This is a genomic window from Patescibacteria group bacterium (genome assembly GCA_018897295.1).
GTDB lineage: Bacteria > Patescibacteriota > Minisyncoccia > RBG-13-40-8-A > RBG-13-40-8-A > JAHILA01.
This window is the reverse complement of the sequence record JAHILA010000014.1, coordinates 105,419-131,986: the sequence shown is the minus strand read 5'-3', so window position 1 is coordinate 131,986 and position 26,568 is coordinate 105,419. Positions and strand designations below refer to the sequence as shown.

Annotated in this window: 21 protein-coding genes, 2 tRNA genes and 3 rRNA genes; 1 reads left to right on the top strand and 25 read right to left on the bottom strand. The window is 38.7% G+C overall.

The window, feature by feature from the left end; all coding sequences use genetic code 11:
* The 13 genes from KKI21_02525 to KKI21_02465 form a co-directional block, all read right to left on the bottom strand.
* A partial coding sequence (locus KKI21_02525) for a hypothetical protein (protein MBU4285076.1) occupies nucleotides 1-250 on the bottom strand: 250 nt, incomplete at its 3' end.
* Between the two features lie 116 nt (nucleotides 251-366).
* On the bottom strand, nucleotides 367-3,999 hold the full coding sequence (rpoC, locus tag KKI21_02520; GenBank protein MBU4285075.1) for a DNA-directed RNA polymerase subunit beta': 3,633 nt from the start codon (nucleotides 3,997-3,999) through the stop codon (nucleotides 367-369).
* Between the two features lies 1 nt (nucleotide 4,000).
* Nucleotides 4,001-7,186 carry a DNA-directed RNA polymerase subunit beta gene (locus KKI21_02515; GenBank protein ID MBU4285074.1) on the bottom strand — a complete coding sequence of 1,062 codons (3,186 nt, stop codon included), beginning with the start codon at nucleotides 7,184-7,186 and terminating at the stop codon, nucleotides 4,001-4,003.
* Nucleotides 7,187-7,287: 101 nt separating this feature from the next.
* Nucleotides 7,288-7,731, bottom strand: a complete 444-nt coding sequence (locus KKI21_02510) for a hypothetical protein (protein ID MBU4285073.1) — start codon at nucleotides 7,729-7,731, stop codon at nucleotides 7,288-7,290.
* Nucleotides 7,732-8,000: 269 nt separating this feature from the next.
* Nucleotides 8,001-8,147, bottom strand: coding sequence for a hypothetical protein (locus tag KKI21_02505; GenBank protein ID MBU4285072.1), 147 nt, complete (start codon nucleotides 8,145-8,147; stop codon nucleotides 8,001-8,003).
* Between the two features lie 366 nt (nucleotides 8,148-8,513).
* Entirely contained in the window at nucleotides 8,514-9,074 is a 561-nt protein-coding gene (locus tag KKI21_02500) for an NYN domain-containing protein (protein MBU4285071.1), read from the bottom strand.
* Between the two features lie 384 nt (nucleotides 9,075-9,458).
* On the bottom strand, nucleotides 9,459-9,911 hold the full coding sequence (locus KKI21_02495; GenBank protein MBU4285070.1) for a hypothetical protein: 453 nt from the start codon (nucleotides 9,909-9,911) through the stop codon (nucleotides 9,459-9,461).
* A gap of 90 nt (nucleotides 9,912-10,001) precedes the next feature.
* Nucleotides 10,002-11,087: a rod shape-determining protein RodA gene (gene rodA, locus KKI21_02490; protein ID MBU4285069.1), complete on the bottom strand. Its 1,086-nt coding sequence runs from the start codon at nucleotides 11,085-11,087 to the stop codon at nucleotides 10,002-10,004.
* Nucleotides 11,088-11,167: 80 nt separating this feature from the next.
* On the bottom strand, nucleotides 11,168-11,920 hold the full coding sequence (locus tag KKI21_02485) for a hypothetical protein (protein ID MBU4285068.1): 753 nt from the start codon (nucleotides 11,918-11,920) through the stop codon (nucleotides 11,168-11,170).
* 69 nt (nucleotides 11,921-11,989) lie between these two features.
* The gene (gene aspS / locus KKI21_02480; GenBank protein ID MBU4285067.1) at nucleotides 11,990-13,297 is read right to left on the bottom strand and encodes an aspartate--tRNA(Asn) ligase; all 1,308 of its coding nucleotides are present in this window, start codon (nucleotides 13,295-13,297) and stop codon (nucleotides 11,990-11,992) included.
* A gap of 274 nt (nucleotides 13,298-13,571) precedes the next feature.
* Nucleotides 13,572-13,686: ribosomal RNA gene (gene rrf / locus KKI21_02475) — 5S ribosomal RNA — on the bottom strand.
* Between the two features lie 75 nt (nucleotides 13,687-13,761).
* Nucleotides 13,762-17,479 (bottom strand): 23S ribosomal RNA (locus KKI21_02470).
* 245 nt (nucleotides 17,480-17,724) lie between these two features.
* Complete coding sequence (locus KKI21_02465) at nucleotides 17,725-18,393, bottom strand: hypothetical protein (protein ID MBU4285066.1); 669 nt, start codon at nucleotides 18,391-18,393, stop codon at nucleotides 17,725-17,727.
* Nucleotides 18,394-18,547: 154 nt separating this feature from the next.
* On the opposite strand from KKI21_02465, the gene murC reads away from it, so the two are divergent.
* The gene (gene murC, locus KKI21_02460; protein MBU4285065.1) at nucleotides 18,548-19,834 is read left to right on the top strand and encodes a UDP-N-acetylmuramate--L-alanine ligase; all 1,287 of its coding nucleotides are present in this window, start codon (nucleotides 18,548-18,550) and stop codon (nucleotides 19,832-19,834) included.
* Nucleotides 19,835-19,882: 48 nt separating this feature from the next.
* On the opposite strand, the gene KKI21_02455 is transcribed toward murC, so the two are convergent.
* The 12 genes from KKI21_02455 to rpmF form a co-directional block, all read right to left on the bottom strand.
* A tRNA-Ala gene (locus KKI21_02455) sits at nucleotides 19,883-19,953 on the bottom strand.
* 23 nt (nucleotides 19,954-19,976) lie between these two features.
* A tRNA-Ile gene (locus tag KKI21_02450) sits at nucleotides 19,977-20,048 on the bottom strand.
* 57 nt (nucleotides 20,049-20,105) lie between these two features.
* Nucleotides 20,106-20,264, bottom strand: coding sequence for a hypothetical protein (locus KKI21_02445; GenBank protein MBU4285064.1), 159 nt, complete (start codon nucleotides 20,262-20,264; stop codon nucleotides 20,106-20,108).
* Between the two features lie 262 nt (nucleotides 20,265-20,526).
* A 16S ribosomal RNA gene (locus KKI21_02440) occupies nucleotides 20,527-22,011 on the bottom strand.
* A 320-nt stretch (nucleotides 22,012-22,331) separates the two neighbouring features.
* Nucleotides 22,332-22,601, bottom strand: coding sequence for a hypothetical protein (locus tag KKI21_02435; GenBank protein ID MBU4285063.1), 270 nt, complete (start codon nucleotides 22,599-22,601; stop codon nucleotides 22,332-22,334).
* Nucleotides 22,602-22,660: 59 nt separating this feature from the next.
* A complete protein-coding gene (locus KKI21_02430; GenBank protein MBU4285062.1) occupies nucleotides 22,661-23,254 on the bottom strand; it encodes an NYN domain-containing protein in 594 nt (197 codons plus the stop codon).
* A gap of 152 nt (nucleotides 23,255-23,406) precedes the next feature.
* On the bottom strand, nucleotides 23,407-24,030 hold the full coding sequence (trmD, locus tag KKI21_02425) for a tRNA (guanosine(37)-N1)-methyltransferase TrmD (GenBank protein MBU4285061.1): 624 nt from the start codon (nucleotides 24,028-24,030) through the stop codon (nucleotides 23,407-23,409).
* A gap of 182 nt (nucleotides 24,031-24,212) precedes the next feature.
* Nucleotides 24,213-24,533, bottom strand: a complete 321-nt coding sequence (locus KKI21_02420; GenBank protein ID MBU4285060.1) for a KH domain-containing protein — start codon at nucleotides 24,531-24,533, stop codon at nucleotides 24,213-24,215.
* A 91-nt stretch (nucleotides 24,534-24,624) separates the two neighbouring features.
* Complete coding sequence (rpsP, locus tag KKI21_02415; protein MBU4285059.1) at nucleotides 24,625-25,014, bottom strand: 30S ribosomal protein S16; 390 nt, start codon at nucleotides 25,012-25,014, stop codon at nucleotides 24,625-24,627.
* Between the two features lie 42 nt (nucleotides 25,015-25,056).
* Complete coding sequence (rnc, locus tag KKI21_02410) at nucleotides 25,057-25,758, bottom strand: ribonuclease III (GenBank protein MBU4285058.1); 702 nt, start codon at nucleotides 25,756-25,758, stop codon at nucleotides 25,057-25,059.
* 5 nt (nucleotides 25,759-25,763) lie between these two features.
* The gene (gene nusB / locus KKI21_02405) at nucleotides 25,764-26,207 is read right to left on the bottom strand and encodes a transcription antitermination factor NusB (protein ID MBU4285057.1); all 444 of its coding nucleotides are present in this window, start codon (nucleotides 26,205-26,207) and stop codon (nucleotides 25,764-25,766) included.
* Between the two features lies 1 nt (nucleotide 26,208).
* Nucleotides 26,209-26,523 carry a 50S ribosomal protein L32 gene (rpmF, locus tag KKI21_02400; protein MBU4285056.1) on the bottom strand — a complete coding sequence of 105 codons (315 nt, stop codon included), beginning with the start codon at nucleotides 26,521-26,523 and terminating at the stop codon, nucleotides 26,209-26,211.
* Nucleotides 26,524-26,568: the final 45 nt, after the last annotated feature.

Below are 26,568 nucleotides of genomic sequence, written 5' to 3'. Positions count from 1 at the left end.
CTTCTGACGTTGTGCTTCCACTTGTGGTCTGTTTGAAGACCTTCACGTGAAGCTTTTGACCTGGCTTCAACTGAACCGTGGCCTTAGAAAAGTTCTCGTCGGTAATGTCGTCGTTCCAACCATAGAACTTTTTACGGTTCTTTTTTTTGAACGAGGCCAGCCGGGTGTTGTGGACGTAGTCGTCCGGCACCGTGATGATACCGAGATCAATAAACAGGCCGAACTTCTCCTTAATGATTTCTTTCATCATTTTTCCTCCTTGTAAGATTTTTCTTACATTTACATTATACACCCAATATAAAAATCTGTCAATAGTTGACAGATTTTTCGCATTTACTCCCATAACGAGGATTTATTTTATAGCGCTTATTTCTTTTCTTCCTTTTCTCTTTCTTTGTCTTCTACCATTTCCCTGTATCCTGTGCCTGCTGGGATTAATCTTCCTAAAATAACATTTTCTTTTAATCCCCTCAATCTGTCGATTCTACCTTCTGAAGCTGCTTTAATCAAAACTCTGACAGTTTCCATAAATGAAGCTGCTGACAAGAAACTTTCCGTGCTTAAAGCAATCTTGGTAATGCCCATTAATACCTGTACAGCGGTTGCCGGTTTTTTACCCATTTTTTTCGCTTTGTCATTGGCTTGTAAAAATATGTCTTTTTCAATAATCGCGCCAACCAAAAGATTGGTATCTCCTTCATCTTTAACTCTGACCCTAGAAAGCATCTGGCGAACAATTAATTCAATATGTTTATTATTCAAACCTTCTCCCTGGATACTGTAAATTCCCTGGATTTCTTTAATAATATATCTGCGCAGAGCTTCTAATCCTGCCAGTTTAAATAAATCTTTTAAATCAACAGAACCCTCGCACAACTGCTGGCCCTGGCTCACTTCATCACCTTTCTGGACCCAGACGCCGACTTGCGGAGATACAATATATTCTTTAGAAGTTTTTTTCCTTTTTTTATTTTTTAATTCCTGCCAGCCGTCGACAGTAATAATTCTTTGCCCTTTATGTTCTTTAATATCTATAATTTTTCCATTTAACTCACTGAGTACTGCCTTATTTCTTGGAACCCTGGCCTCAAAAATTTCTTCAACTCTTGGCAAACCCTGAGTAATATCAGCGCCTCCGGCAACACCTCCAGTATGGAAAGTTCTTAAAGTAAGTTGGGTGCCTGGTTCGCCGATTGCTTGGGCAGTAACAATACCTACTGCTTCTCCCTTCTCAACTAATTTATTCCTGCCTAAGTCATAGCCATAACACTGCTGGCATACTCCGAATTTGGCTTTACAGGAGATAACTGATCTCACTCTTAATTTATCAATTCCTGCTACTTCAATTTCCTGGGCTTTTTTCTTGGTCAATAATTCATTTTTCTCGGCAATAACTTTACCTTTAACAACAATGTCCTCCAGAATGACCCTGCCGGTCAATTGCACAACAAGAGAAATCCCCAAATCTTCCAAATCTCTTTTATAAAAAATAATTCCTTCTTTGTCTTTGCAATCAGCTTCTTTAATAATTACATCCTGGGCAACATCAACCAAACGTCGCGTAAGATAACCAGCGCTGGCAGTTTTTAAAGCTGTATCAGCCAAGCCTTTTCTACCTCCGTGAGTGGAAATAAAATATTCCAGAACATTAAATCCTTCTTTGAAACTGCTGATAATCGGCAACTCCAATGTCTCGGAAGCCGGATTAATAACCAATCCTTTCATTCCTGCCATCTGTACTGCCTGGCCCCAGGAGCCTCGGGCGCCAGATGAAAATATAGTGTGAATTGAACCATGCGGATCAAGTGTCTGTGAGACCAAAACTGAAATTTCGTTTTTAACCTTTGACCAGATTTCAATAATTTTTGACCTTCTTTCTGCTCTGGTTAAAAGTCCTTCCTGATATTGTTTCCTAATTTGTTCAACTTTTCTTATTGCTTCCTCAACAATCCTCGGTTTTTCAACAGGCAAACTAATATCATCCATTCCCCAACTGAGCCCTGACTTAGTTGCATATTTAAATCCTAATGTTTTTATTTTGTCCAAAATTTCAGGAGTTTTTTCAGTTCCTAAAATATTAATAATTTCTTCAACCACACCCTTTAATTCTTTCTGTGTCATTTCTTTGTTTTTAAATCCTATTTCAGGAGGAAGAACAGTATTAAATATAACCCTGCCGGCTGATGTATCAATGATGTCTCCGCCCGAGTCGGACCCGCCCTGGGTGGGAATCTTCACTTTAATCGCAGCCTGCAAATCAATAACATCCAATTGATAAGCCATAATTGCTTCTTCCGGAGTTGAAAATATTTTTCCTTCACCCTTAAACCCTGATTCTATTTTTGTCATAAAATAACAACCCAGAACAATATCCTGACTTGGAGCAACTACTGGTTCACCTGTTGCCGGCTTAAATAAATTGACAGAAGAAAGCATAATTTCCCTGCTTTCTCTCTGGGCCTTTTCCGACAATGGCAAATGCACAGCCATCTGGTCGCCGTCAAAATCAGCATTAAACGCCTTACAAATCATTGGATGAAGCTGAATTGCCAAACCCTCAACTAAAATTGGCTTAAATGCTTGGACGCCCAAACGATGCAAGGTAGGAGCGCGATTTAATAATACATAATATCTTTCAGTCACTTCTTCTAAAATTTCCCAAACCTCTTCAACTCCTTCTTCAATCAACCTTCTTGCTCCTCTGATATTAAATACTATTTCTCTTTCTATTAATTTATTGATAATGAATGGCTTGAATAATTCCAAAGCCATTGTTTTGGGAATACCGCATTGATGGAGTTTCAGTTCCGGGCCAACAACGATAACTGAACGACCGGAATAATCAACTCTTTTTCCAAGCAAATTTTGTCTGAATCTTCCCTGTTTCCCTTTTAATTGGTCTGCCAAAGATTTTAACTGCCTTTTCTGTCCGGTTGCAGCCATTACGGCTTTTTGCCCCCTGCGTGCAGAATTATCAATTAAAGCATCAATGGCTTCTTGCAACATCCTCTTCTCATTTCTACATATAACTTCTGGCGCGTTCAATTCTAATAATCTTTTCAAGCGGTTATTCCTGTTAATCACTCTTCTGTATAAATCGTTAACATCAGAAGTAGCATATCTGCCTCCATCCAGCTGCACCATTGGCCTCAAATCAGCTGGCATGACCGGCAGTATTGTCAAAAACATCCATTCTGGTCTAATTCCCGCTCTTTGGAATCCTTTAATCAATCTTAATCTCTGCAAAATTTTTCTCTTCTGAATTGATTCTACTTTCTTCAACTGCTCTTCAAGTTCTGATACTATTTTCTCCAAATCAAGTTCCTTGCAGATATCCCTCAATGCCTGAGCTCCAATCCCAGCTGAAAATACATCGCTGTATCTCTGGGATAAATATCTGAATGTCAGTTCTGAAATAATTTCCAATTTCTTTATTTTTGACAATTCCTCTTTGGCTTTATCGCGGGCAAGTTTTAGTTCTTTTTTTGCTTCCTTGTCTTTAATTGTTTTTAATTTTGCCTTAAATTCCTTTTCTATATCATTAAAAGCTTTTTCCTTGGCTTTCTCATCAACATTGGTGATGATATATGCAACAAAATAAACAACTTTCTCCAGTTTTTGTACTGAAATATCTAAAATTAAACCGATTCTTGACGGCACGCCTCTTAAAAACCAAATATGGGAAATCGGCACTGCTAATTTTATATGGCCCATCCTTTCACGCCTAACAATTGAACGAGTTACTTCCACTCCACAGCGGTCACAGACAACTCCTTTATATCTGATTTTTCTGTATTTTCCGCAATAACATTCCCAGTCTTTTTCCGGGCCGAAAATTTTCTCGCAGAACAAGCCATCTTTTTCTGCGCGTTGCGTTCGGTAGTTAATTGTTTCCGGTTTAGTAATTTCTCCGTGCGACCACGACAAAATCTCCTCCGGTCCTGCAATTTTCAACTGAAGCCCGTTAAATTCTTCTGGTTTTTTCTCTTCAAAATCCATATTACCTGCCCGCCTGCTTGTCCTTTGGACTTGCGGCGGGTTTATCTTTTACTAAATTAATCGCGAATCCAAGCGATCTTATTTCGCTTAATAAAACATTAAAAGATGAAGGCAAATGAGGCGCCTGAATCGGCCTGCCTTTAATAATTGAATCATAAGCATTAGCGCGGCCAATAACATCATCGGATTTTATAGTCAGCATTTCCTGCAATGTATGCGCTGCGCCATATCCTTCCAATGCCCACACTTCCATTTCTCCGAATCTCTGGCCTCCGAATTGAGCCTTTCCCCCGAGCGGCTGCTGGGTAATCAATGAATAAGGGCCGATTGAACGCATATGAATTTTATCCTCAACCAAGTGATTCAATTTCATGATGTAAATCTGACCGACCGTAACTTTATTGATAAACGGTTCGCCGGTCCTGCCATCGCGTAAAATGACTTTTCCGCTTTCCGGCAATCCGGCTTTTTTCAATTCCCCTCTGATTTCTTCCTCAGTCACGCCTGAAAACGGAGGACTGTAAGTCCTGTATCCTAAAGTTTTTGCTGCCCATCCCAAATGAGTTTCCAATATTTGCCCGAGATTCATACGTGAAGCAACTCCCAAAGGATTCAAAACAACATCAACCGGAGTTCCGTCTGCCAGATACGGCATATCCTGTTCAGGCAGAATTTTAGAAATAACTCCTTTATTTCCGTGCCTGCCTGCCAGCTTGTCGCCAATGGAAACTTTTCTGAATTGGGCAACTTCAACCTGTATTGTCTTGATTACTCCGGCCTGCAGTTTGTCGCCTTTGTCTCTTGAGAAAATTTTAATGCCGACCACTCTTCCGCGCTTGCCATGGGACAATCTTAATGAAGTATCTTTGATATCTCTGGCTTTATCCCCGAAAATTGCTCTCAATAATCTTTCTTCCGCAGTCAAATCAGTTTCGCCTTTAGGTGAAATCTTGCCTACTAAAATATCATCCGGCCCGACTTCAGCGCCGATTCTAACAATACCTTCCTCATCTAAGTCCTTTAACCTGTCCTCGCCGACATTAGGAATATCAGGAGTGGTTATTTCCGGCCCAAGTTTTGTATCACGCACATCGCAGGAAAATTCTTCAATATGAATAGAGCTGAATCTGTCATCTTTAACCAATTTTTCCGAAAGCACGATTGCGTCTTCAAAATTAGCTCCTGACCAGGACATAAATGCCACCAGAAGATTTTGCCCTAAAGCCAGTTCGCCATCCTGAGTTGAAGAACTGTCAGCAATAACATCGCCTTTCTTAACTCTCTGGCCAGGCCTGACTATCGGCCTCTGGTGAATGCAGGTATACTCATTAGAACGCAAATAATTATTTAAAGGATAAGTTTTTAAAGTTCCTTTTGAAGAAATAGTAATACGGGAAGCATCGACGCCTTTGATTACTCCGTCGCTTGGTGAAAGCATTACCTGGCCTGAATCCACAGCTGCTTTCCTTTCGATTCCGGTGCCGACGAGCGGCGCTTCTGGATTAACCAATGGCACTGCCTGCCTCTGCATGTTTGAACCCATCAATGCGCGGTTTGAATCATCGTGTTCAACAAAAGGAATCAAAGCAGTAGCAATACTAATACACTGGTATGGCGAAACGTCCATCCAGTCAATCTTGTCTCGTTCTATAATTCCCGGCTCGCCATGAATTCTTGCCTCAACTCTTTTCTCTTTCATGCGACCACTGGATTCCAGAACAATGCCTGCATGAGCAATATTGTATTTTTCCTCTTCAGAAGCGCCCATATAGACAATTTTATTTGTCACCTTTCCGTTTTCAACTTTTCTGTATGGAGTTTCTATAAATCCATAATCATTAATTTTGGCATAACTTGCCAGATGGCCAACCAAACCAATATTCGGGCCTTCTGGAGTTTCAATAGGACAAATTCTTCCATAATGGGAGGGATGCACATCGCGGACTTCAAATCCCGCTCTTTCTCTGGTTAGGCCTCCGGGGCCCATGGCTGACAATCTTCTTTTATGCTCCAGTTCTGACAAAGGATTTACCTGATTCATAAACTGGGATAATTGCGATGATGTGAAAAATTCTTTGACTGCTGCCATAAGCGGCCTGGAATTAACAAGTTGCGCAGGAGCTAAATTATAAGCGTCCATGGTACTCATTCTATCTCTAATAATTCTGATCACCCGCGCCATGCCTGCTCTGAATTTATTTTGCAAAAGTTCTCCCAGCGACCTCACGCGCCTATTTCCCAAATGGTCAATATCATCTCCGACCAAATCCGGATCATTATTCAATTTAATAATTTCTTTTATAGTTGCAACCACGTCTTCTTTTCTTAAAATCCTGTGTCCTGGGTCCAGTGGAGTCTTAATTCCTATTCTCTGATTTAATTTATAACGACCGACTTCCGATAAATCATATCTGTCGAAATTCTTAAACATATTTTCAATCAGCTGTCTTGCATTATCAATAGCAGCCAAATCGCCTGGCCTGATTCTTTTGTAAATTTCAATCCAGGCGTCGTCGGATGTTTTGGAAGTATCCCTGGCCAGAGTTTCTTTTATATATTGAATATCAGCATCATTGTCAATGTCTTTGAATTCCTTGAGAATTTTCTCATCAGTATCCAAACCAAAAATTCTAAGCAATGCTGTTGCTGGAATTTTTCTTTTTCTGTCAATACGCACAACAATTGAATTGTTTGCTTCTGTGTCAAATTCCAGCCAAGCGCCTCGGTTCGGAATGATTTTTGCGCCATGCACTTTCCTTCCTTTTATATAACTTGTCTTAAAAAAAACACCCGCGGACCTTATCAACTGGGAAATAACAACTCTTTCCACTCCGTTGACAATGAATGTTCCGCGGGGAGTAATCAAAGGCAAATCAGTGAGAAAAATCTCCTGTTCCTTTGTCTCGTTCGCTTTTTTATTGACTAATTTTAATTTAATTTTTAAAGGCGCTTCGTAGGAAAGACTATTTTTTTTGGCCTTTATCTCATCACATTTGGGCTCATCCAGATAATATTCCTTAAAATATAAAGAAATATCCTTACCGCCGTAATCGACGATAGGAGATATTTCATCAAAGAGTTCCCTCAATCCTTTTTCTAAAAATAATTTATAACTATTAAGTTGAATTTCAACTAAGTTTGGAAGAGGATATAATTTTTTCGGATAGTTTGAAAAATATTTAATCATGAAAACGCAGCATTTTACCCGATTAAAATATAGAAACTGACCCTAAAATAGGGCTTTCACTAGCTTTTCTATACTAATTTATTTATATTTCCAAGTCAAGTTTAGAGGAAGCAAAGGGCTTTTACAATTGATTTTATTATCCTCGTAGAGGTAAGCCCTGCTTCTTTATGAGTCTCTATTTTAATATCTTTTACTGACTCTAATCCTATTTTACTCCTTTTTAATAGCGTGTCAAGCGCAGAAAGTACTTCATCAGTGTCCCGGACAAAAACTTTGTATTTTGACGGGCCCGCCTGCTTGCTTTGCTTGCGGCGGGTTTCCAGAATTATCTCAACTTCCGAACGTCCTTTCTCCCCTGCCTTCATAATTTTAAAAATAATTTTTGCCATACATCTATCATAATACAATTTAAGAACATTGACAAGATTATAAAAAGCGATTATGATGCGAACAGGAGGTGATTGATGAAAAAAATAAACATGAGGAAGTGGCTGAAAATGGCGGAAAGAAAACGTTTTTGCTTTGGCTTTATCTACATCAACCATTACATGTTGACTCTGATCATACGTAAGGGTCCATTCGTCAGCAGGAAGATGTGGGAACCCATTAAAGAAGAACTCAAAAAAGATCAATTCAAATTCAATTGGAGTTACGGAGGATGGTACGTCACTATCTCAAGCCCGAAGTGGGTCCGCACCTTCTTCAAGTCTTAATTCCCTGCTCTTCATGGAGCATCGGTCCAAAAAACCGCATGCTCCATTTTTTTATTTAAAAAAAAACTCGGGGACTGCTTCCAGCCCCCGATTACAAAAATTCATTCTGGTCCATCCTCAAAAGATTTATTTTGAGGAGTTTTTTTCAGGTCCTTGATTTCCTTTCCTACATTCCTTCCAACGAAGAAAATAAGAACCGATATGAAAACAATAAACCCAACCCCGAAAAAAAACCATTCTCCAGTCATTTTTTCCTCCTTATCTGCCTTTGGCAGATGTTTTTATACTACTCTTTTATTAAATTATCGTCAACCCCTCGACTGCGCGGGACAAGCCCCGCATTTTCCTTAATTATCTTTTTAATTTTGTTGGATAAGAACACAATAATATATCTTCATATTCAAGACCGCATTCGCTCCTCTCAATTTTTTTATTTTATTATCCATAAATTTATTTTTATTAGTTTTTATTTTTACCTGTGGATAACTTGCTATTGACTTACCTAATTAATTTATCTATACTGATAATGTCTTTCGGTTCTATCCATAGAACTGTTAGGGTTATACATCCAAGGGTCACCCTCTTAATTGAGGGTGACTTTCGTTTATATATTATCATTTTACACGATGTTTTAAATCTTTACCCCAAAATTCATGTATATCTTTCAAATCAAAATAACCATCCCCGCCAGTTTTTAGTTCGTGAGAAATATTATCTTCTGACGAAAAGATATAAACCTTTTTGCCGCCGTTTTTCAAATAATTCACCAGCGCAAGAAAATCAGCGTCGCCGCTAAAAAAAATGGCTATATTATATTTATGAATGTTATGCATTGCGTCAATCGTTATTTCCACATCCATATTTCCTTTTTCTATAATAGATTCTCCGCTCTCGCTAATAACAGAGATTCTTTTTAATTCTTTTTTTCTTACGGTAAAACCAAGCCCCTTTTTAAGATAAGTAAAGAATTTATGCTTTCCATCCAAATCATAATCTCTTGTTCCGGTTTTTGGATAGGCGTCATAATAAAAAATTTCAACCTTGTCTGCGTTAAAATTTTTCCTAAAATAATCTTTAAGAGTTTTGTATTCAATAAACTTTTTTACCGACTTAACCGCATTCCAAACATTTGATGCGTCTATAAATACATAAACTGTTTTATTTTGTCCGTTCATAAAATAATTTTTATTGTTTTCCCTTTTCCAACCTCTTTAAAAAAAATGAATATTTAAGACACCCTTATTATACGCCTTTTTGGAATAAATAAAAAGCCCGCGGTTAGGCGGGTTTTCCAAAAGAGCAGAAGAAAAGAACAAATAGAATAATCTGGTCCAGGGGCGAGAGTAGTACGGTTCGCAACATACCGCGGTCTCGCATGCCGGACCATGGGGGGATGAAATTTTTACATACAGTAGAAAGTTTTAGGCACACCAGCCTATACTGGTTGCGAACTGCCTTGATTGTTATTTCCATTATAGTATATCCATAAAGTTTGTCAAGAAAATAAAAAAGCCCCTACGCGGAAAATAACGCAGGGGCGTGTTGGAACATTGTGCTCCTCACTTCTTTTTCGGAGGATTGGCGACTTTATGGCCATTGATAATGGATTCTCCTCTATAACGAAGAGAATAAGAATAATAGATACCAATAGGGCAATACATCGCCCTCTCTTTGGTCTTGGCAATGACGAAAGTTTTAAAAAACAAAATTTCGTCACCCACATTCAGGTTTTGAAGACCAATCCGCGCCGGGCCATTATTAGCTTTATAAATGACCTCAAGTTGAAATTGATAATCCTGGTTATCGACCGGATTTTTCACTTTGATTTTGGCATATGGTCCAAAACAACGAATTGGGGTGGCCATAATTTCTCCACGCCACACTTTTGCGTCGCTTCTCTCGACGAACTGGGCTTTTTCTCCGACTTCGGACTGCTCGCCTTTGCAGTCAACAGAGAACATCACGACGAACAAAACCAGAAAAAGAACAAAAAAGATTTTTTTAAGATACATTTTTCTCCTCCTTTTGTAAGATTTTTCTTACGCTAATATCCTACACACACTTAAAAAGATTGTCAACCCCGCAGTTGCGGGATCAATCCCCTACTTCTCGCGGACTGCAATACTCTGTACAATTCCCAGCATTACAAAATTAATCAATAAATTGCTTCCGCCGTAGGAAACAAATGGTAGAGAAATTCCGGCAATAGGCAGAAGGCCGAGATTCATTCCAATATTCACGAAAACCTGGAATATAAAAACAATCGCCGCGCCAATGCAGAATAATCTGGCAAAATTATTTTCCGATTGCAAAGCAATTCTCATAATCCTGTAAAAGAAAATAAAATAAAGAATGAAAATAATTATTAATCCTACAAATCCCCATTCTTCCCCGATTGCCGCGAAAATAAAATCAGTATGCTGTTCAGGTAAAAAATTCAGTTGGCTTTGTGGGCCGTGCCCCAATCCCCTGCCCCAAAACTGGCCAGAGCCAATAGCAATCATTGATTGAATCTGATGATAGCCGCTTCCCTGCGGGTCAAGATACGGATTTATAAAACTGGTAATTCTGTCTTTTTGGTATGGTTTTAAAACTCCAACCCAAGCAATATTAAAAAGAATTAATCCGATAATAAACAAAATTAAAAGTTGTTTTAATTTAATTCCTGCAATTACCATAACCCCCAACCATAAAAATATCAGCACCATTGCCGAACCCAAATCCGGCTGGAGAAAAACTAAACCAGCAACAAGCATTGTATATGCTCCAGAAATGACAATATGAGTTATCCTATAAAGCTCAATGTGACGCAAAGAGAAATACTGGGCAAAAATCAACACCATTACCAATTTCGCAAATTCTACGGGTTCAAAATTAACTATCCCGAAATTAAACCAGCTCGCTGCGCCTCTTATTTTCCCGAAAAATAAAACCGCAATCAATAATAAGACGCTCAGAAAATACAAAATCAGCAACAATGTGGAGTGATTCCTAAAAAACCTATAATCAATAAAAGCGAAAACGAGCATTAAAAAAAGGCCGATTATTAAAAATGCGGTCTGTTTATAAAAATAACTTTTATCGTGAGAAAAAGAAGTGCTGAAAATCGACATCAATCCGATTATTGTCAGCAGCAACACGCTGATAATCAGCACCCAATCAAGCTTTTTCAAAAGATATATGAACATACCCTGTAGTAGATTTTTGACTAATTAAAAATTATTTTGATGCCCGTAGCATCAGTCAAAAATTCACTACGGGGCATAATTTATTCTTTTGGCGGTTCGCCCTGGGTTTTGATAAAATTGTCATTCAAAAAAATATTAGTATAAGCCCTGGCGTCAAACGATTTGGTTTCCTGCGCAATAGGATAAGGCCAAAAAATTTCAAATCCCCTGCTCTCATTTCTTAAAACTGTGTTCATTGAGGTTTTACCAGCAGCAATAATCTCATTATTTTCATTGAGCAAAACTCCGGCAACTTCTATAGTGTCTAAATCATAACTGCTTTTATTTTCCACTGTGCCTGTAAACAGATTGCTGCCATCTTCCAATATTTGGTATTCTGTATTTTTCACTCTTAATTCTAGGCCTCCTAATTGGCTTATTTTTCCCCAGTAGACATTACTAATTTTTAATTCGATTTTTGAGATTGATTTTTGCGAAGAAACTTTCTGTTCAATAATGTATTTTGTTTCTTGTGGCAGAATGTATGATTTACCTTGTCGCGAACCAATCAACTGATTAGCGCTGTCGTATAAGTTAAAAACATAAGTAAATGACTCGGCTGCCCATTCATTATTGGAATTTTTAATTTTAGCAACCAAGTCAAAATTATTTTCCGTAGTCAGAATAAAAGATTGGGATAAAATAATTAAATCTTCCTTTGGTTCGTTTTGATTTCCATTATTAACAGGGGGAGTTTCTGATTTTATCAATAAATAAATCCCGCCAATGATAATCGCAAAAATCACCACCCACACCAATCCGATAATAAATTGTTTTTTAGTATATGGATTCATTAATTATATTATAACAAACTTTAAGGAAAAGAAAAACTGCTTATAAATTAAGCAGTTTTTCTTTTGTGGCTATGGAGTTAATCTTTTAACGCCGCGATAAAGATAAGTAACTTCTCTGACATTGCCAATATTGAATATCTTCATAAGTAATCTTGTCGCGCCAATCGCAAATCCCCCATGAGGCGGACAGCCATACTTAAAGAATTCCAGATAATGTTTAATCTCTTCGGTTTTGATTCCTTTTTCAATCGCTTGTTTTTTCAGAACCTCGTATCGATGCTCTCTTTGAGCGCCTGTTGTAATCTCTAGACCATTCCACAGAAGATCAAAGCTTTTTGTAAATTTAGAATCTCCTTGTGGACGCATATGATAAAACGGCCGAACGCTGCTCGGATATTCGGTAACAAAACAAAATTCATGCCCGTATTTTTCTTTTATGATTTCACTCAGTTTTCTTTCTTCTTCGGGGCTTAAGTCCCCCTCCCTTCTGTTTTTAATATCATAATGAGAAAGCATTTCTTTTGCTTCCTTCATGGTAATTTGAGGAAACGGAATTGTAGGAATAACTAATTTCCTTCCAAATTCTTTTTCAATTTCCTCACCGTACTCTTCTTTAACTTCAGAAATCATATAAACAAACATTTCTTGTTCTGTCTCGATTAATTTTTGGTGTGATTCAATAAATGACATTTCAATATCGTAACTGGTAAATTCTGTATCATGTCTTGAAGTAAACGATGGGTTTGCCCGAAAAACAGGACCGATTTCAAAGACCTTTTCAAATCCCGATGCCATTGCCATTTGTTTATAGAATTGTGGCGATTGAGCCAAATATGCTTTTCCGTTAAAATAAGAAATCTGAAAAAGTTCTGACCCGATTTCACTCGCCGCACTCATTAATTTCGGAGAATGTATCTGAATAAATCCATGTTCAAGCCACCATTTCCTAAAAGCCATTTCCATTGTTGTCCAAACCTTAAAAATCAATTGTTTCCGAGGTTTTCTTAAATCAATCCAGCGCCAATCCATTCTTTTTTCCAAAGACGCTTCTGTTTCTTCCTTTTCCAAAACAGAAATTGGAGGCGTTTCTAATGGAATTGAAATTATTTTTATTTCTTCTGCCATTATTTCAATTCCTCCTGGTGCTTGTTTCTCCGTTTTAACTATACCAATAATTTCAACGATTGATTCCAGTCTTATTGGTTTAACAACTTTTATTAATTCTTCGCCACTAACGACTACCTGAATTATTCCGCTTACGTCCCTGATGACCAAAAATTTTATGGACCCTATATCGCGTATATTATAAACCCAGCCAATGATTTTGGTCTTTTGTCCAATTTTTTCTTTAATTTTAGAAATTAAAATTCTTTCCATATATTTTATTTTTACTTTTATTAATAATTAATAAATAAAAAAAAATCGACCTCACGAAATTACCAAAAATGATAATCTCATAAGGACGATTTTTATCGTGTTGCCACCTTATTTCATTCAATTATTACTAATTGAATCTCTCCAACCGCTCTGGAAATCCGACACGGTCTTTGTGCTATAACGGGCACGCCCGTAGGATTCTACTCGCTTATTAAAGCTTTCTTTCCTCAGCTCACCTGTGTTGCAGGGTCAACGCCTTTAAATTGCGGGCATTGTAGGAGGGTCACCTACTCTTCCCCGAAGTTCATCGGGGTACCATCGGCCTTTAAGGATTTCACTTCTGAGTTCGGAATGGGATCAGGTGGAGCACCCCAAGTATAACCCCCTTACAATGACCGCAATCTTGTTTGTTGCAAATAAAATTATTTTAAAGTGTAGTGTCCAAAAATTGCCAGCCGTATTAAACAGGCAAAATGATTTATTAGTACTTCTCGGCTAAATCCTTTACAGGACTTACACCTGAAGCCTATCAACCTTGTAGTCTTCAAGGAATCTATGATACTTAATCTTGAGAAGAGTTTCACGCTTATATGCTTTCAGCATTTATCTCTGCCAAACATAGCTACCCAGCAGTGCCCTTGGCAGGACAGCTGGTACACCAGAGGTTTGTTCATCCCGGTCCTCTCGTCACGTTATCACATATCACTATGTGCGCAGACTATATCTTTACCCATTCCGACGTTAATCGGAATTAGGGTAGTGGCGTATTAGCTCAGTATTTCTACTGAACTCCGATCCGATGGAAATCGGATCAAGTCGTTACGGGGTCAAATCTAAAATCTTTAACAAATCTTTTTTAGTCTTCTTTTTTTTGGTCACATAATTATTATTCTGAATCACCAGAATATAATTTATTAACCTGTGTAAATCTTTCTCAGATAAATCCTTGTTTTTTACACAATTCAAAAGATTCGCAGCGCTATATATTGCTTTTGCTTGGACTTTCTTAAATTTGATAAATGGAATTAAATTCCCCACTATATCCTTAATCTGCTTAAAACCGTTAATCCTTAATTCAGTAATTCCGTCTTTACGTTTTGAGATATAACCTATCCTCAAAACTCTTTTAATCCAGTATAGTGGTTTTGCATGTCTAGAATCTTGATAAAAACAGATAGTCAGCATAAATCTTATTTTAGATTTGCCATCTTTCCGTTTTTTGATTTGAAACATTAAACTTCCATCACCATCAAGAAATCCTGCAATATACGCATAATTAATTTTAGATCGACTTCCCACGGTATTATCTTAATAATTATCTGGTCCTCAATTAAATTGTATCATTATTATTGGACCGATGCAATAATGATTATCAATAGACCATATTTTATTAAGACTTCACCGTTATAAGCCACATTGTCATCACGAATTACTTCGTGAAGTAGCAATATTCTTACTAGGGACAAAGTCTCTCAAGTATCTACGCCTACGACAGATAGGAGTCCAACCTGTCTCACGACGGTTTGAACCCAGCTCACGTACCTCTTTAATTGGCGAACAGCCAAACCCTTGGAAGCTTCTCCACCTCCAGGATGAGATGAGCCGACATCGAGGTGCCGAACAGACGCGTCGATATGAACTCTTAGCGCCTACCAGCCTGTTATCCCCAGGGTAGCTTTTGTCCGATGATCTTCTCCGATTCTATTAACCAGAGTCGGTTCACTAAGTTCTGCTTTCGCAACTGCGCGACCTGTCAGTCTTGCAGTAAAGCCGACTTTTGCCTTTACACTATCACTCCGATTTCCATCCGGAGCTAGTCGACCTTAATAAACGCCTCCGTTACTCTTTAGGAGGCTAGCGCCCCACTAAAACTACCCGCCTGGCACTGTCCCTCTCTGTTACGGAGGGGTTAGTTTTAACATTTTTAAAGAACGGTGTTTCATTGTCGGATCCAGCCGCCCCGAGAGGCGACCTTCAAATCCTACCGTCTACGCTACGCATCAAAAACATTAAAACAATACCAAGTTATAGTAAAGCTCCTGGGGTCTTTTCGTCTTGTCGCAGGTAGTCAGCATCTTCACTGACACTGCATTTTCACCGGGCTCCTCGTTGAGACAGTTCTCCAGTCGTTACACTTTTCCTGCAGGACATAACTTACATGCCAAGGAATTTCGGTACCTTAGGACGATTATAGTTATCGCCGACGTTCACTGGGGCTTCAAGCAGTGAGCATCCCGACGCAAGGTCGAGACACCCCCACCATTAACCTTCCAGCACTGGTCAAGTGTCAGCCCCTATACATCCTCTTACGAGTTAGCAGGGACCTGTGTTTTTGGTAAACAGTCGCTAGAGATCTTTAGCTGCGTCCCCCGCTAAGCGGGGGAAGGCCTTATTGCGAACTTACGGCCGCTATTTTGCCGAGTTCCTTAACGAGGGTTAACCCGTTCACCTTGGGCTTCTCGCCCTGCCCACCTGTGTCGGTTTGCGGTACGGATCCTGTATTCTTATTTTAGAAGTTTTTCTTGGAAGTCTGCTCAATAGGGTAATCCCGATCGAAATCGAAACTTCCTGCATATCTTGAAGTATTCTAAACCGGATTTACCTAGCCTAGCTTCTTAATATACAGACAAAAATCCAATAATCTGCCCTATCTACTAAACTCCGTCACTCCATAAAAAAATACAGAAGGGTCGGAATATTAACCGACTGTCCATCGACTACCCCTTTCGGGATTGCCTTAGGCCCGCCTAACCCTTGGTTGATTTACATTGCCAAGGAATCCTTGGGCTTTCGGTGGTCTGATTTCGCATCAGACTTGCGGTTACTCATACCAACATTCTCTCTTCCTTGCGCTCCACCATTCCTCACGAAATGACTTCACAGCACAAGAAATGCTCCTCTACCACTCCTCTCCGATAAATCGGAGAGAAATTCGTATCTTCGGTACTAAGTTTGAGCCCCGTTACATTTTCAGCGCACTTCGTCATAAATAGAATGGTGAGTTATTACACACTCTTTAAATGATGGCTACTTCTAAGCCAACATCCCATCTGTATAAGACGAGGCACTTCTTTTCCCACTTAACTTAGTTTTGGGACCTTAGATGACGATCTGGGCTGTTTCCCTTTTGACTATGGAGCTTAGCCCCCACAGTCTTACTCCCTTATTATCTGTCTTAGTATTCGGAGTTTAATTGAGTGAGTAGGCTTGCGCCACCTCAGCCCATTTAGTGCTCTACCCCTAAGGAGAAAAATAAGAGGCTATGCCTAAACATATTTCGAGGAGAACCAGCTATTACCAGGTTCGATTAGCTTTTCACTCCAACCCACAGCTCATCCCACGGTATTGCACGGCCGATGGGTTCGGACCTCCCCCCGATTTTCATCGGGGTTCATCCTGGCCATGGGTAGCTCACCTGGCTTCGGGTCTTACGCATACTGTTATAAAACGCGCTATTAACACTCGGTTTCCCTACGCCTCCGTCCTTTACGGACTTAGACAAAACAGTCTACGGTAAACTCGTTGGTTCGTTCTGCAAAAAGCACGCCGTCACCCCGCTAATGCGGGGCTCCGACTCTTTGTAAGTGTATGATTTCAGGTACTATTTCACTGCCCTTGTCGGGCTACTTTTCACCTTTCCCTCACGGTACTAGTTCACTATCGATCATTAGAAGTATTTAGCCTTTCCTAGATAGTTCAGGATGATTCCCGCGAGACTGCATGTTCTCGCGGTACTCAAGATTAATGACTAGGAGTATAAGACCCTTTTCGCTTACAGGACTATTACCTTCTTCGGTAGGGCTTTCCATCCCTTTCAACTAAGGAAGTCTTAGTTTTGTATTCACTCCCCGGGATTTCTCCCGACGTCACTATCTTACTACCCCTAATAATCCCACAAATGCGGGACCATCAGGTTTGGGCTCTTCCCTTTTCGCTCGCCACTACTTGGGGAATAAAGTTTTTCTCTGTTCCTCCGGCTACTGAAATGTTTTACTTCGCCGAGTTCACCTCCCAACAATAAAGTCGGGATAATATAGTTTATCACTATATTGGGTTTCCCCATTCGGACATCCCCGGATCTAAGGTCGCTACACACCTCCCCGAGGCTTATCGCAGTTACGCCACGTCCTTCTTCGTCTTCTAATGTCAAGGCATCCACCATACACCCTTAATATATAACCTGCTTAATATAGCTGGCAATTTATAGATACTACTACTTATTATTACTTTTATTACTTGCTATACATATTCAATTTTCAAAGTTCAGGATTGAAAAAACCGCTTTTAGCGGTTTGACATCCACGGGTATGAAAATACCTGGTTTTATCAACCGCTCTTTTTTATAAATTGTTTTTGGTTTTTTCTCATATAAACTAACAACACTACCATTGTAAATGGTAAAAAATCGCGTGTCAAGTCCTCTATTACTATCTATCGCTTAAATCCTGCCTAATTTTGTCCAGAATATTAGCTGCCAGATCCTTTCCTCCTAGGCCGAATGCAAGACCGCCTGCAATCGTAATCATAGCAATAATTCCAATAATGATTGTCTGGATTAAAGCTGCGGCAATTCCTAATTGGGTTAAAGCAATTACAAAACCGAAAATCAAAATTGCCCACTTCACAACTCCGGAAATCGCATTTGCTGATGAAAGGCCGGCAGTATCAGCACTGGCTTTCACTAATTTCTGCATAAACTTCGCAACAATAGCTGCGGCCAAAAGCATGATAGCGGCAATCACAACATTAGGTATGTAATAAAGGATGCCCTTTAAAAACAGAGTTACCTCTACTAATCCTAAAATCTCAACTGCTGTCATTAAGAAAACGATAATGAAAAACCATTTTACAAGTTCTTCAAAAAACTTCGGAGAGTCCAATTTTAATCTTGCTTTGGCTAATGCTTTCTGAAAATTAAGCCTTTCTAAAAGCAGATCAAGTTTTATAGCTTTTATCATTCGGTTAACCATCTTGCCCAAGAATATAGCAATCAACCAGCCTACAATGAAAACGATTAAAGATGCCAATAATGTCGGTAAGAACTCAATAAAGCTCTGCCAAATTTGCGTCAATGAATCAAGTAATATTTCTAACATAATAAAATAATTTTAATTCTTAATTCCCTGCCCGCCACGCAAGACAGTTTGCTGACGTTGCAGGCAGGTCGACCTTTAATTTAATTATAACATAATTAATTATAGCACAAAATTAATTTGGCAACAAAGATTCTCTGTGATAAAATTTAAACTTATGTTCGACCACGTTAAGAAAATACATTTTATCGGAATTGGGGGTGTCGGAGTGTCTGCAATTGCCAGAATGGCGCGGTTAAAAGGTATAAAGGTTACTGGTTCTGATATTTCCGCGGGAAAAACGACTGAACGGATTGAAAAAATCGGGGGGAAGGTTTTTATTGACCACAAAAAAGAAAATCTGCCTTCAGATACAAATATGATTATCTACTCCCCTGCCATAACCGAGGATAATCCAGAATTAATTTATGGCAGAACGCTAAACATTCCAATTTATTCGTATCCAGAAATCCTTGGATTGATTTCCAAAGATATGTATACCATTGCCATATCCGGAGCCCACGGCAAAACAACCACTACTTCCATGCTTGCTGAATTGATGATTTATGGAAACTTAGACCCTACTGTTGTTGTCGGCGGATTTTTAAAAAAACAGGAAGATAATTTTGTTTTAGGAAGCAGTAAATATTTTATTGTTGAAGCCTGCGAATATAAAGAATCATTCTTGAACCTGACTCCGAATATTCTCGTAATTTTAAATATTGATAGTGACCATTTGGATTATTATGAAAATATTGAAAACATCCAAAATGCTTTTGCAAAATTAATCGCCAAAACAAAAGAATATATTATCTGCGATTTAAATGACGAAAATACGGACAAAGCAATTAAAAAAGCAAAAAAAATAAACCAATTGGCAAAGATAATTGATTATAATGAAGGAAAAGCCGATATTAAATTATCCATTCCCGGCGAACACAATCTTAAAAATGCGCAAGCCGCGTTTGACGCGGCCAAATTGTGCGGAATAGAAGAAAAAACCGCTTTAAAAATCCTAAAAAATTATACTGGCACCTGGCGCAGGTTTGAATTTATGGGCAATGCAAAAAATGGCGCATTACTTTACAATGACTACGGCCACCACCCCACAGAAATAAAAGCAACTTTAAAAACCTGCAACGAACAATATCCAAACTATAAACTGATTGTTGTTTTCCAACCGCATTTATATTCGCGCACAAAACTTTTATTAAATGATTTTGCAGAAAGTTTTAATTTGGCAAATGAAGTTATTATCACTGATATCTATGCTACGCGTGAAAAAGATGACCACACAATCCATTCCAAAGATTTAGTTAAAGCAATGCAGACCGTCAATGCGAAATACATCAGTAGTTTTGACGAAATAAAAAACTATTTGGAACAAAATACTGATAAAAATAGTATTATTCTCTTTCTCGGCGCGGGAGATGTATATAAGATTGGAGAAGAAATGAAAAAATAAGATGAATTAAAATATTAAAAAATCTCGCATAGCGAGATTTTTTAATTGTGGACCTAAGCAGAATCGGACTGCTATTTCCGCATTGCAAATGCGGTGTTCTACCATTAAACTATAGGCCCGAACAAAATTAAGACGAGTTGAGTGGGCGTGGAAGGAGTCGAACCTTCTACTTCTTCATTATCAGTGAAGCGTTCTACCGGTGAACTACACGCCCTTCTCAAAATTAATCCCGCGTCGCGGGATTAATTTTGATAAGATTTTTTAAAATCTTTTAAGCTTTGCCTAAAATCCTGAACATTCCAGTTCCACAAACAGGACAAATTCCTTTCAATGCCCTTCTGTCTCCCCCCTTCCCTTTCATTTTAACCTCTACTGCATTTTTCATCTCTTCTTTTTTTCTGCATTTTACGCAGTATGCTACATCTGCCATAATGTTTTTTTTATTTAATAATTACTAATTCTATTATACAGCTAAAATAATACAATATGCAATAGAGAACTAAAAATCCCCCGCAACGCGGAGGATTTTTTGAATCAAATCTTTTATAGTTATCCTGATACTCGCCTCGCTTCGCGAGTCGAAGCGGGCCTGATTTTTATTTGGACAAAAATCTAAATCCCTCTTGTCCGCCGAAGCTTTACGCAAAGGCGGATTCAATCGACTCTCCTTAGCATCCAAAATGGTTACTAAGTAAAAATATTTTCCATCCACAGGTTCCCCTACGGATGCCTTGTTATGACTTCACCCTAGTCACCGAATTCACCTTAGGTCCCGCAATGCGAGAATGTCAGGTGCCCCCGGCTTCTCTGGTGTGACAGGCAGTGAGTACAAAGCTTGAGAACGTATTCACCGCAGCGTAGCTGATCTGCGATTACTAGCGATTCCAACTTCATGGGGTCGAATTGCAGACCCCAATCCGAACTGGGACCGACTTTGATGGGATTGGCTCCACCTTACGGCTTGGCAACCCATTGTATCGGCCATTGTAGCGCCTGTGTTGCCCAGGACATCAGAGGGCCATGCTGATTTGGCGTCATCCCTACCTTCCTCCCCGTATCACGGGGCAGTTTCGTCTGACACATATAACAGACAACAGGGGTTGCGCTTGTTACCCGAATTAACGGAGCAACTCACGCCACAAGCTGACGACAACCATGCAGCACCTGTTCTAGTGTCCTTGTAGAAGACCCGACTTTCATCGGGGTTTCACTAGAATTTCAAGTCCTGGTAAGGTTCTACGCTTATCATCGAATTAAACCAGACGCTCCACCGCTTGTGCAAGCTCCCGTCTATTCCTTTGAGTTTTAGTCTTGCGACCGTACTTCCCAGGCGGAATACTTAACGCGTTAGCTTCGCCACCTGAAGGGTCGATACTTCAGACAGCTAGTATTCATAGTTTAGGGCGTGGACTACAAGGGTATCTAATCCTTTTTGCTCCCCACGCTTTCGTCTCTCAGGGTCAGAAATGCACCAGCTGAATGCCTTCGCCTTTGGTGTTCCCTAAAGTATCAACGGATTTCACCCCTACTCCTTAAGTTCCATCAGCCTCTCACACTCTCTAGTCTGACCGTTTCCCCTGCAGCTCCGATGTTGAGCATCGAAATTTAACAGAAGACGTATCAAACCCCCTACAGACGCTTTACGCCCAGTAATTCCGGACAACGCTTGGGGCACTCGTATTACCGCTGCTGCTGGCACGAGTTTAGCAACCCCTTATTCATAAGGTACACTCAAAAAATTGCTCCCTTATAAAAGCATTTTACATCCCGAAGGACTTCTTCATGCACGCGGCGTCGCTCCATCAGGCTTTCGCCCATTGTGGAAGATTCTCGACTGCTGCCTCCCGTAGGAGTAAGGCCCGTATCTCAGTGCCCTCGTTGGGGAACACGCTCTCACGCCCCCTACCCGTCATAGCCTTGGTAAGCTATTACCTCACCAACTAGCTGATAGGCCGCAGGCCACTCTCTCACCGATTCCGATTTGCACCGGAACCTTTAGTCCCGATAAATCGGGACACCATTGGGAATTATCCCCGCTTTCGCGGGGTTATGCCCAAGTCAGAGGGATGTACCTACGTGTTACTAACTCGTTCGCCATGGGTCTAAACCCATTCGACTTGCATGCCTTATCCACGCCGCCAGCGTTCGTCCTGAGCTAGGATCAAACTCTCAATAATAATTTTAGTTGTATCAGAACAACTATAAAAGATTCGATCTCTAATAACTCACACAAACTTACTGTACAATTACATATTTCTATTTTAAAGAACAATTTAAAACAGAGCTCAATTTTTGAACTAAATTCCAAAACTAAACTCTGTTTTAAAGTACGTTTAATTGTTCGCTCTTTTTACATAAGAATTATGCTTGCCCCGTAGTCAAACCAAAGGTTTGTACTACTGGGGTTAATTAATTATGTGTTTAAAATATATATCAATTAAAATCACGTGTCAAGCCCCTCTTTGTTTTTAAACTACGAGGAAAAAATTAAAAATTTCTAACGCCACCATTCATTGCCGTATTTCAACGATTCCCAAATACAATAAATAATAAATGCTATTGTAAGTAATCCCCAAAACCAGTGTGATTCATTGCTGAATATTTTTTTAATAAATCCTGTTTTTTTATGTTCTTGAAATTTTTTTGCTATATTCTGATCATCATTTGTTTTTTTAGGCATTTTAGCGCTTAAAATTTCAACACCTTCTCCTTGTTTATGTTGATCGGTCGTATCTACTAAAAATGATTTTTCTTTATTGTTCTCCATAAATTATTTTTAAAAATTAACTATTATTTAATAATACATCAAAATTTTCTTTTTTACGCTTAAAATGTATTTTTATCAAAATCTAATAATTCAAAAAAGGAACGTCGTGCCCTTCTTTTAACATCACATGACTTTTCTAGGTTCATTGAAAGACGTCCCTTGAAAAAAACCACCTCCACCTTTTTGCCAAATGTATTTTTAACTAAATTAACTGCGCTCTCATAATCTCCGTCATTAGAAACTATAATTGCCGTATTATATGCACCAGTAGCTGCCATGGCTACCATATCAGTAGCAAGTTGCGTATCAACATTTTTCTCTTGCAAGGAACCTTTTGGACCCCTTAGATTTCCATATTTTACATGTACCAAGGGCATTTTTTCAATTTCGGAATAATATTTTTGTGTAATTTTATATATTTTAATATGCCATTCATCTTCGCCTAATAAGTAAGAAGGTGGCTGGACGCAATAAAATCCTACATACGCCAAATTTCTATTTCCTACCAATTTTTCAGCCAATTTTAACGGATCGTAAAGACTAATCCATTTAGGGTCTGATTTTCTTAAATACTGAATAATTTTAAATACATTACTGTTATCTATAAAAACAGCGACTTTCGAAACTTGTTTTAATTTATTATCATAAACCATATAATTTTAGTATATTCTTATGTTGAACTTAAAACAAGAGACCCAAAGGGGCCTCTCGTTACTTATTACTGCCGAAGCAAATAATAAGGATCTCTTATGTTTAAATAGTATAAAAATTTAATTCGCGTGTCAAGCCCTCGACTTCGCTCGGGCTAAAGTCCTCTCCTCCACTCTTCTATTTTTTTATGATTGCCGGATAATAAAACTTTCGGGACAATTCTTTTTTTATTTTTTATCAAGGTAGATTCTGGTCTTGTATAAACCGGATAACTGCCTTTAATTTCTTCCAAGGATTCATGTTTTCCTAAAACACCGGGGATAAAACGGCTTACTGCATCAACAACAATCATCGCTGGAATTTCTCCGCCAGTCAAAATATAATCTCCTATTGAAATTTCCTCGTCAGCAATATATTTTGCAACCCTTTCATCAACTCCCTCATATCTCCCGCAAATCATAATCAATTGATTCAATTTACTAAATCGTTTCGCCATTTCTTGATTAAATTTCTTTCCTTTCGGAGAAAATAGAATAATTTTTGCTTTGCCCTTTTTTATTTTCTTGATCGCCTTTAAAATCGGTTCCACCATCATCACCATTCCCGGCCCCCCGCCATACGGCTTATCATCAACCTGCCTATGCTTATCGTCAGTATAATCCCGTAAATTATGAATTTTAATATCCACAAGCTTTTTTGCTTGCGCTCGTTTAATAATTGATTCGGAAAAATACGAATCAAATATATCCGGAAATATAGTTATTATATTAAACTTCATAAATTTATTTCAACTTTAAAATACCACAAATTTTACTAAAAAACAAGGAAAATTACAATAATTGTTATATATACACTTTTTCACGATCAAGAAAAAATGTATATAACTAAACAAACTAAAAACCGTGCCATAAATAGCACGGTTTTTGACAAGTTCTATGAACCCCGCCTTGGCAGGGCAAGTTATATCTTGAGGTCGTCGACTACGCTGTCAACATCCTTTTTCTCGCCTCGAACTGCGGGTCTTTTCCCGCCTTCTGGCTCTTCAATCTTGAGATTAACTCGGGCATTATTCTTGGCGCCAACGATTCTTAAAAGAGTTCTAATAGCTCCTGCTGTTGAACCACCGCGGCCAATTAAAGCACCCATATCTTCCGGATTGACTTTTAAGGTTAAAAGTACGCCCATTTCATCGACGATTCTTTCAATCTCAACGTCTTTTGGATTGTTAACAATGCCTTCAACTAATGATTCAAGAAATTCCTGATCTTTTGCTTTAGCCATGTTTTTCAATAGATTAAATGAATTACGGATTTACTAGTAGCCGACCTTTCTGCATTTCAGATGATAGCAGTGCTACTATCTTTTATGTATTTTATTCCTTTTTTGGTTCTATGTCAATCCCGACGCTCTCCGCATCTGGCGGAGAGGTCGGGACTCCGACCCCGCCTTCAGCGGGCGTCGGAGGTACAACATTCTTCGCCTCTTCGACTGTTTTTTTCTTGGGCTTCCATGCTTTTACCTTTGGTTTATCAATAATCTTTTCATCAACTAATAAATTATGCACGGTTGGAGAAACTTGCGCTCCTTTGGAAATCCGATACAAGATTCTTTCTTTATTAAAACTCTTCTGTTTCTGAATTTTATTATATGAGCCAAGCAGTTCCAAAAATTTTCCCTGAGGCCTCATGGTGTGTTCAACCAAAACAACCCGAAAGCTCGGGCTATTCTTTTTTCCAATTCTCTGTAATCGTATTTTTAACATGAATTTTAATATAACAGACAAAAATAATTTTGGCAATCGACTCTACTCCCATCCCTTTTCTTTTAACGCCTTTCTTGCTGCATCTTCCTGTGCTGCCTGCTTTGACGGACCATCGCCTTTAGCAATAAGGTCCCCTTTTAAATATACCCCAACTACAAAATTTCTGGCATGGTCAGGACCTTTCTGCTCAATTAATTCATAATTAGGCGTAATCCCTTCCTTGCCCTGCGCTTCTTCCTGAAAATGGCTCTTTGGATCTAAATATAATTTCTCGCTTAAAACTCTTTCTAGTTCGCAAATTAAGTTCTCACAAAGAAATTTTTCCGCCTTAGCAAATCCTCTATCCAAATAAATCGCCCCGACAACTGCTTCAAATGTATTAGCCAAAATAAATTGGCGGGCACGTCCTATGTCCTGCCCTTCGCCTTTTGAAAGCATCAAATAATCATTAAATCCCAGTTTATTAGCAACTTCAGACAGCATCTTGCTATTAACCAAAGCTGCTCGCCAAGTAGTTAAATCCCCTTCTGGATTCTTGGGATAATTCTTAAAAAGATAATTTGTAACCACTAATTCAATTACTGCATCGCCTAAAAATTCTAAACGTTCGTTCTGCTCTGATTCGCAGCCGGGATTTTCATTTAAATAAGATCTATGAATAAAAGCCTGTTGCAACAAGCTTTTATTCTTAAATTTTATTTTAAAATTCTTCTCTAATTGATTAAGATTTTCAATCGCAGCCATAAATATTATTTATTCATTTCTCTAAAAATCGTCCCCAAAACTCCATTTACAAATCTGCCAGAGCTGTCCCCGCCATAACCTTTGGCTAATTCAATTGCTTCATTAATTGCCACTTTCGGCGGAACTTGCTCTTTATCGCCGAACAATAATTCATAAATCCCGATTCTCAGCACATTCCTGTCAACAATAGTAATCTGGTTCAAAGGCCATTCTGGAGCTGACTTAGTAATAATATCATCAATCTGTGATTGATGCTCTAAAACCCCGTGCGCCAAATTATTTATGAATTCATTTTCTTCAATTCCTAACCCAAATTCCTGTTTGTTTCTTTCAATAACTTTATCAATATTAAGATTTTTCTCTTGCTTGTCTCGCCCACGGGCGAAGTTGAAATCCAGTTCGTATAAAGATTGCAAGACTATTGAGCGAGCAATGTGCCTTGAAGACATATTATTTTTTAGACAATTCTTCTAAACTTAATGGTTTGACCTGCCTGCCGGTAGGCATGGCTTTTGCTGTTTCTTTAACTTCTCCTTCGTGTTCTTTTAGTTCTTTTTCCTTTTTCTTCTTGGCTTTCTTCTCTAATTTCGCCAGAACATCAATTCTTTCTACACCATTATAAAATCCGCAAAAAGCGCAGATATGATGCGGCAAAATCGGCTCTCCACATTTCGGACAGCTACCTAAAGTTCTCTTCTTTAATTTAAGATGAGATCTTCGCCTATTTCTTCTGCTTTTGGTATGTCTTTGTTTTGGTACTGGCATATTGATTTCAATATATCAGAAAAAAAATTTAAATGCAAATTTATC

Coding starts and splice junctions, on each gene's coding strand:
- KKI21_02505 (MBU4285072.1), bottom strand. CDS start 8,147: ATGACTGGAGAATGGTTTTTTTTCGGGGTTGGGTTTATTGTTTTCATA.
- KKI21_02435 (MBU4285063.1), bottom strand. CDS start 22,601: ATGGAGAACAATAAAGAAAAATCATTTTTAGTAGATACGACCGATCAA.
- KKI21_02445 (MBU4285064.1), bottom strand. CDS start 20,264: ATGGCAGATGTAGCATACTGCGTAAAATGCAGAAAAAAAGAAGAGATG.
- rodA (MBU4285069.1), bottom strand. CDS start 11,087: ATGTTCATATATCTTTTGAAAAAGCTTGATTGGGTGCTGATTATCAGC.
- KKI21_02515 (MBU4285074.1), bottom strand. CDS start 7,186: ATGATTAAATATTTTTCAAACTATCCGAAAAAATTATATCCTCTTCCA.
- KKI21_02420 (MBU4285060.1), bottom strand. CDS start 24,533: ATGGCTAAAGCAAAAGATCAGGAATTTCTTGAATCATTAGTTGAAGGC.
- KKI21_02465 (MBU4285066.1), bottom strand. CDS start 18,393: ATGTTAGAAATATTACTTGATTCATTGACGCAAATTTGGCAGAGCTTT.
- KKI21_02485 (MBU4285068.1), bottom strand. CDS start 11,920: ATGAATCCATATACTAAAAAACAATTTATTATCGGATTGGTGTGGGTG.
- KKI21_02430 (MBU4285062.1), bottom strand. CDS start 23,254: ATGGTTTATGATAATAAATTAAAACAAGTTTCGAAAGTCGCTGTTTTT.
- KKI21_02495 (MBU4285070.1), bottom strand. CDS start 9,911: ATGTATCTTAAAAAAATCTTTTTTGTTCTTTTTCTGGTTTTGTTCGTC.
- nusB (MBU4285057.1), bottom strand. CDS start 26,207: ATGTCTTCAAGGCACATTGCTCGCTCAATAGTCTTGCAATCTTTATAC.
- KKI21_02500 (MBU4285071.1), bottom strand. CDS start 9,074: ATGAACGGACAAAATAAAACAGTTTATGTATTTATAGACGCATCAAAT.
- aspS (MBU4285067.1), bottom strand. CDS start 13,297: ATGGAAAGAATTTTAATTTCTAAAATTAAAGAAAAAATTGGACAAAAG.
- murC (MBU4285065.1), top strand. CDS start 18,548: ATGTTCGACCACGTTAAGAAAATACATTTTATCGGAATTGGGGGTGTC.
- trmD (MBU4285061.1), bottom strand. CDS start 24,030: ATGAAGTTTAATATAATAACTATATTTCCGGATATATTTGATTCGTAT.
- rpoC (MBU4285075.1), bottom strand. CDS start 3,999: ATGGATTTTGAAGAGAAAAAACCAGAAGAATTTAACGGGCTTCAGTTG.
- rnc (MBU4285058.1), bottom strand. CDS start 25,758: ATGGCTGCGATTGAAAATCTTAATCAATTAGAGAAGAATTTTAAAATA.
- rpsP (MBU4285059.1), bottom strand. CDS start 25,014: ATGTTAAAAATACGATTACAGAGAATTGGAAAAAAGAATAGCCCGAGC.
- rpmF (MBU4285056.1), bottom strand. CDS start 26,523: ATGCCAGTACCAAAACAAAGACATACCAAAAGCAGAAGAAATAGGCGA.
- KKI21_02510 (MBU4285073.1), bottom strand. CDS start 7,731: ATGGTTGATGTAGATAAAGCCAAAGCAAAAACGTTTTCTTTCCGCCAT.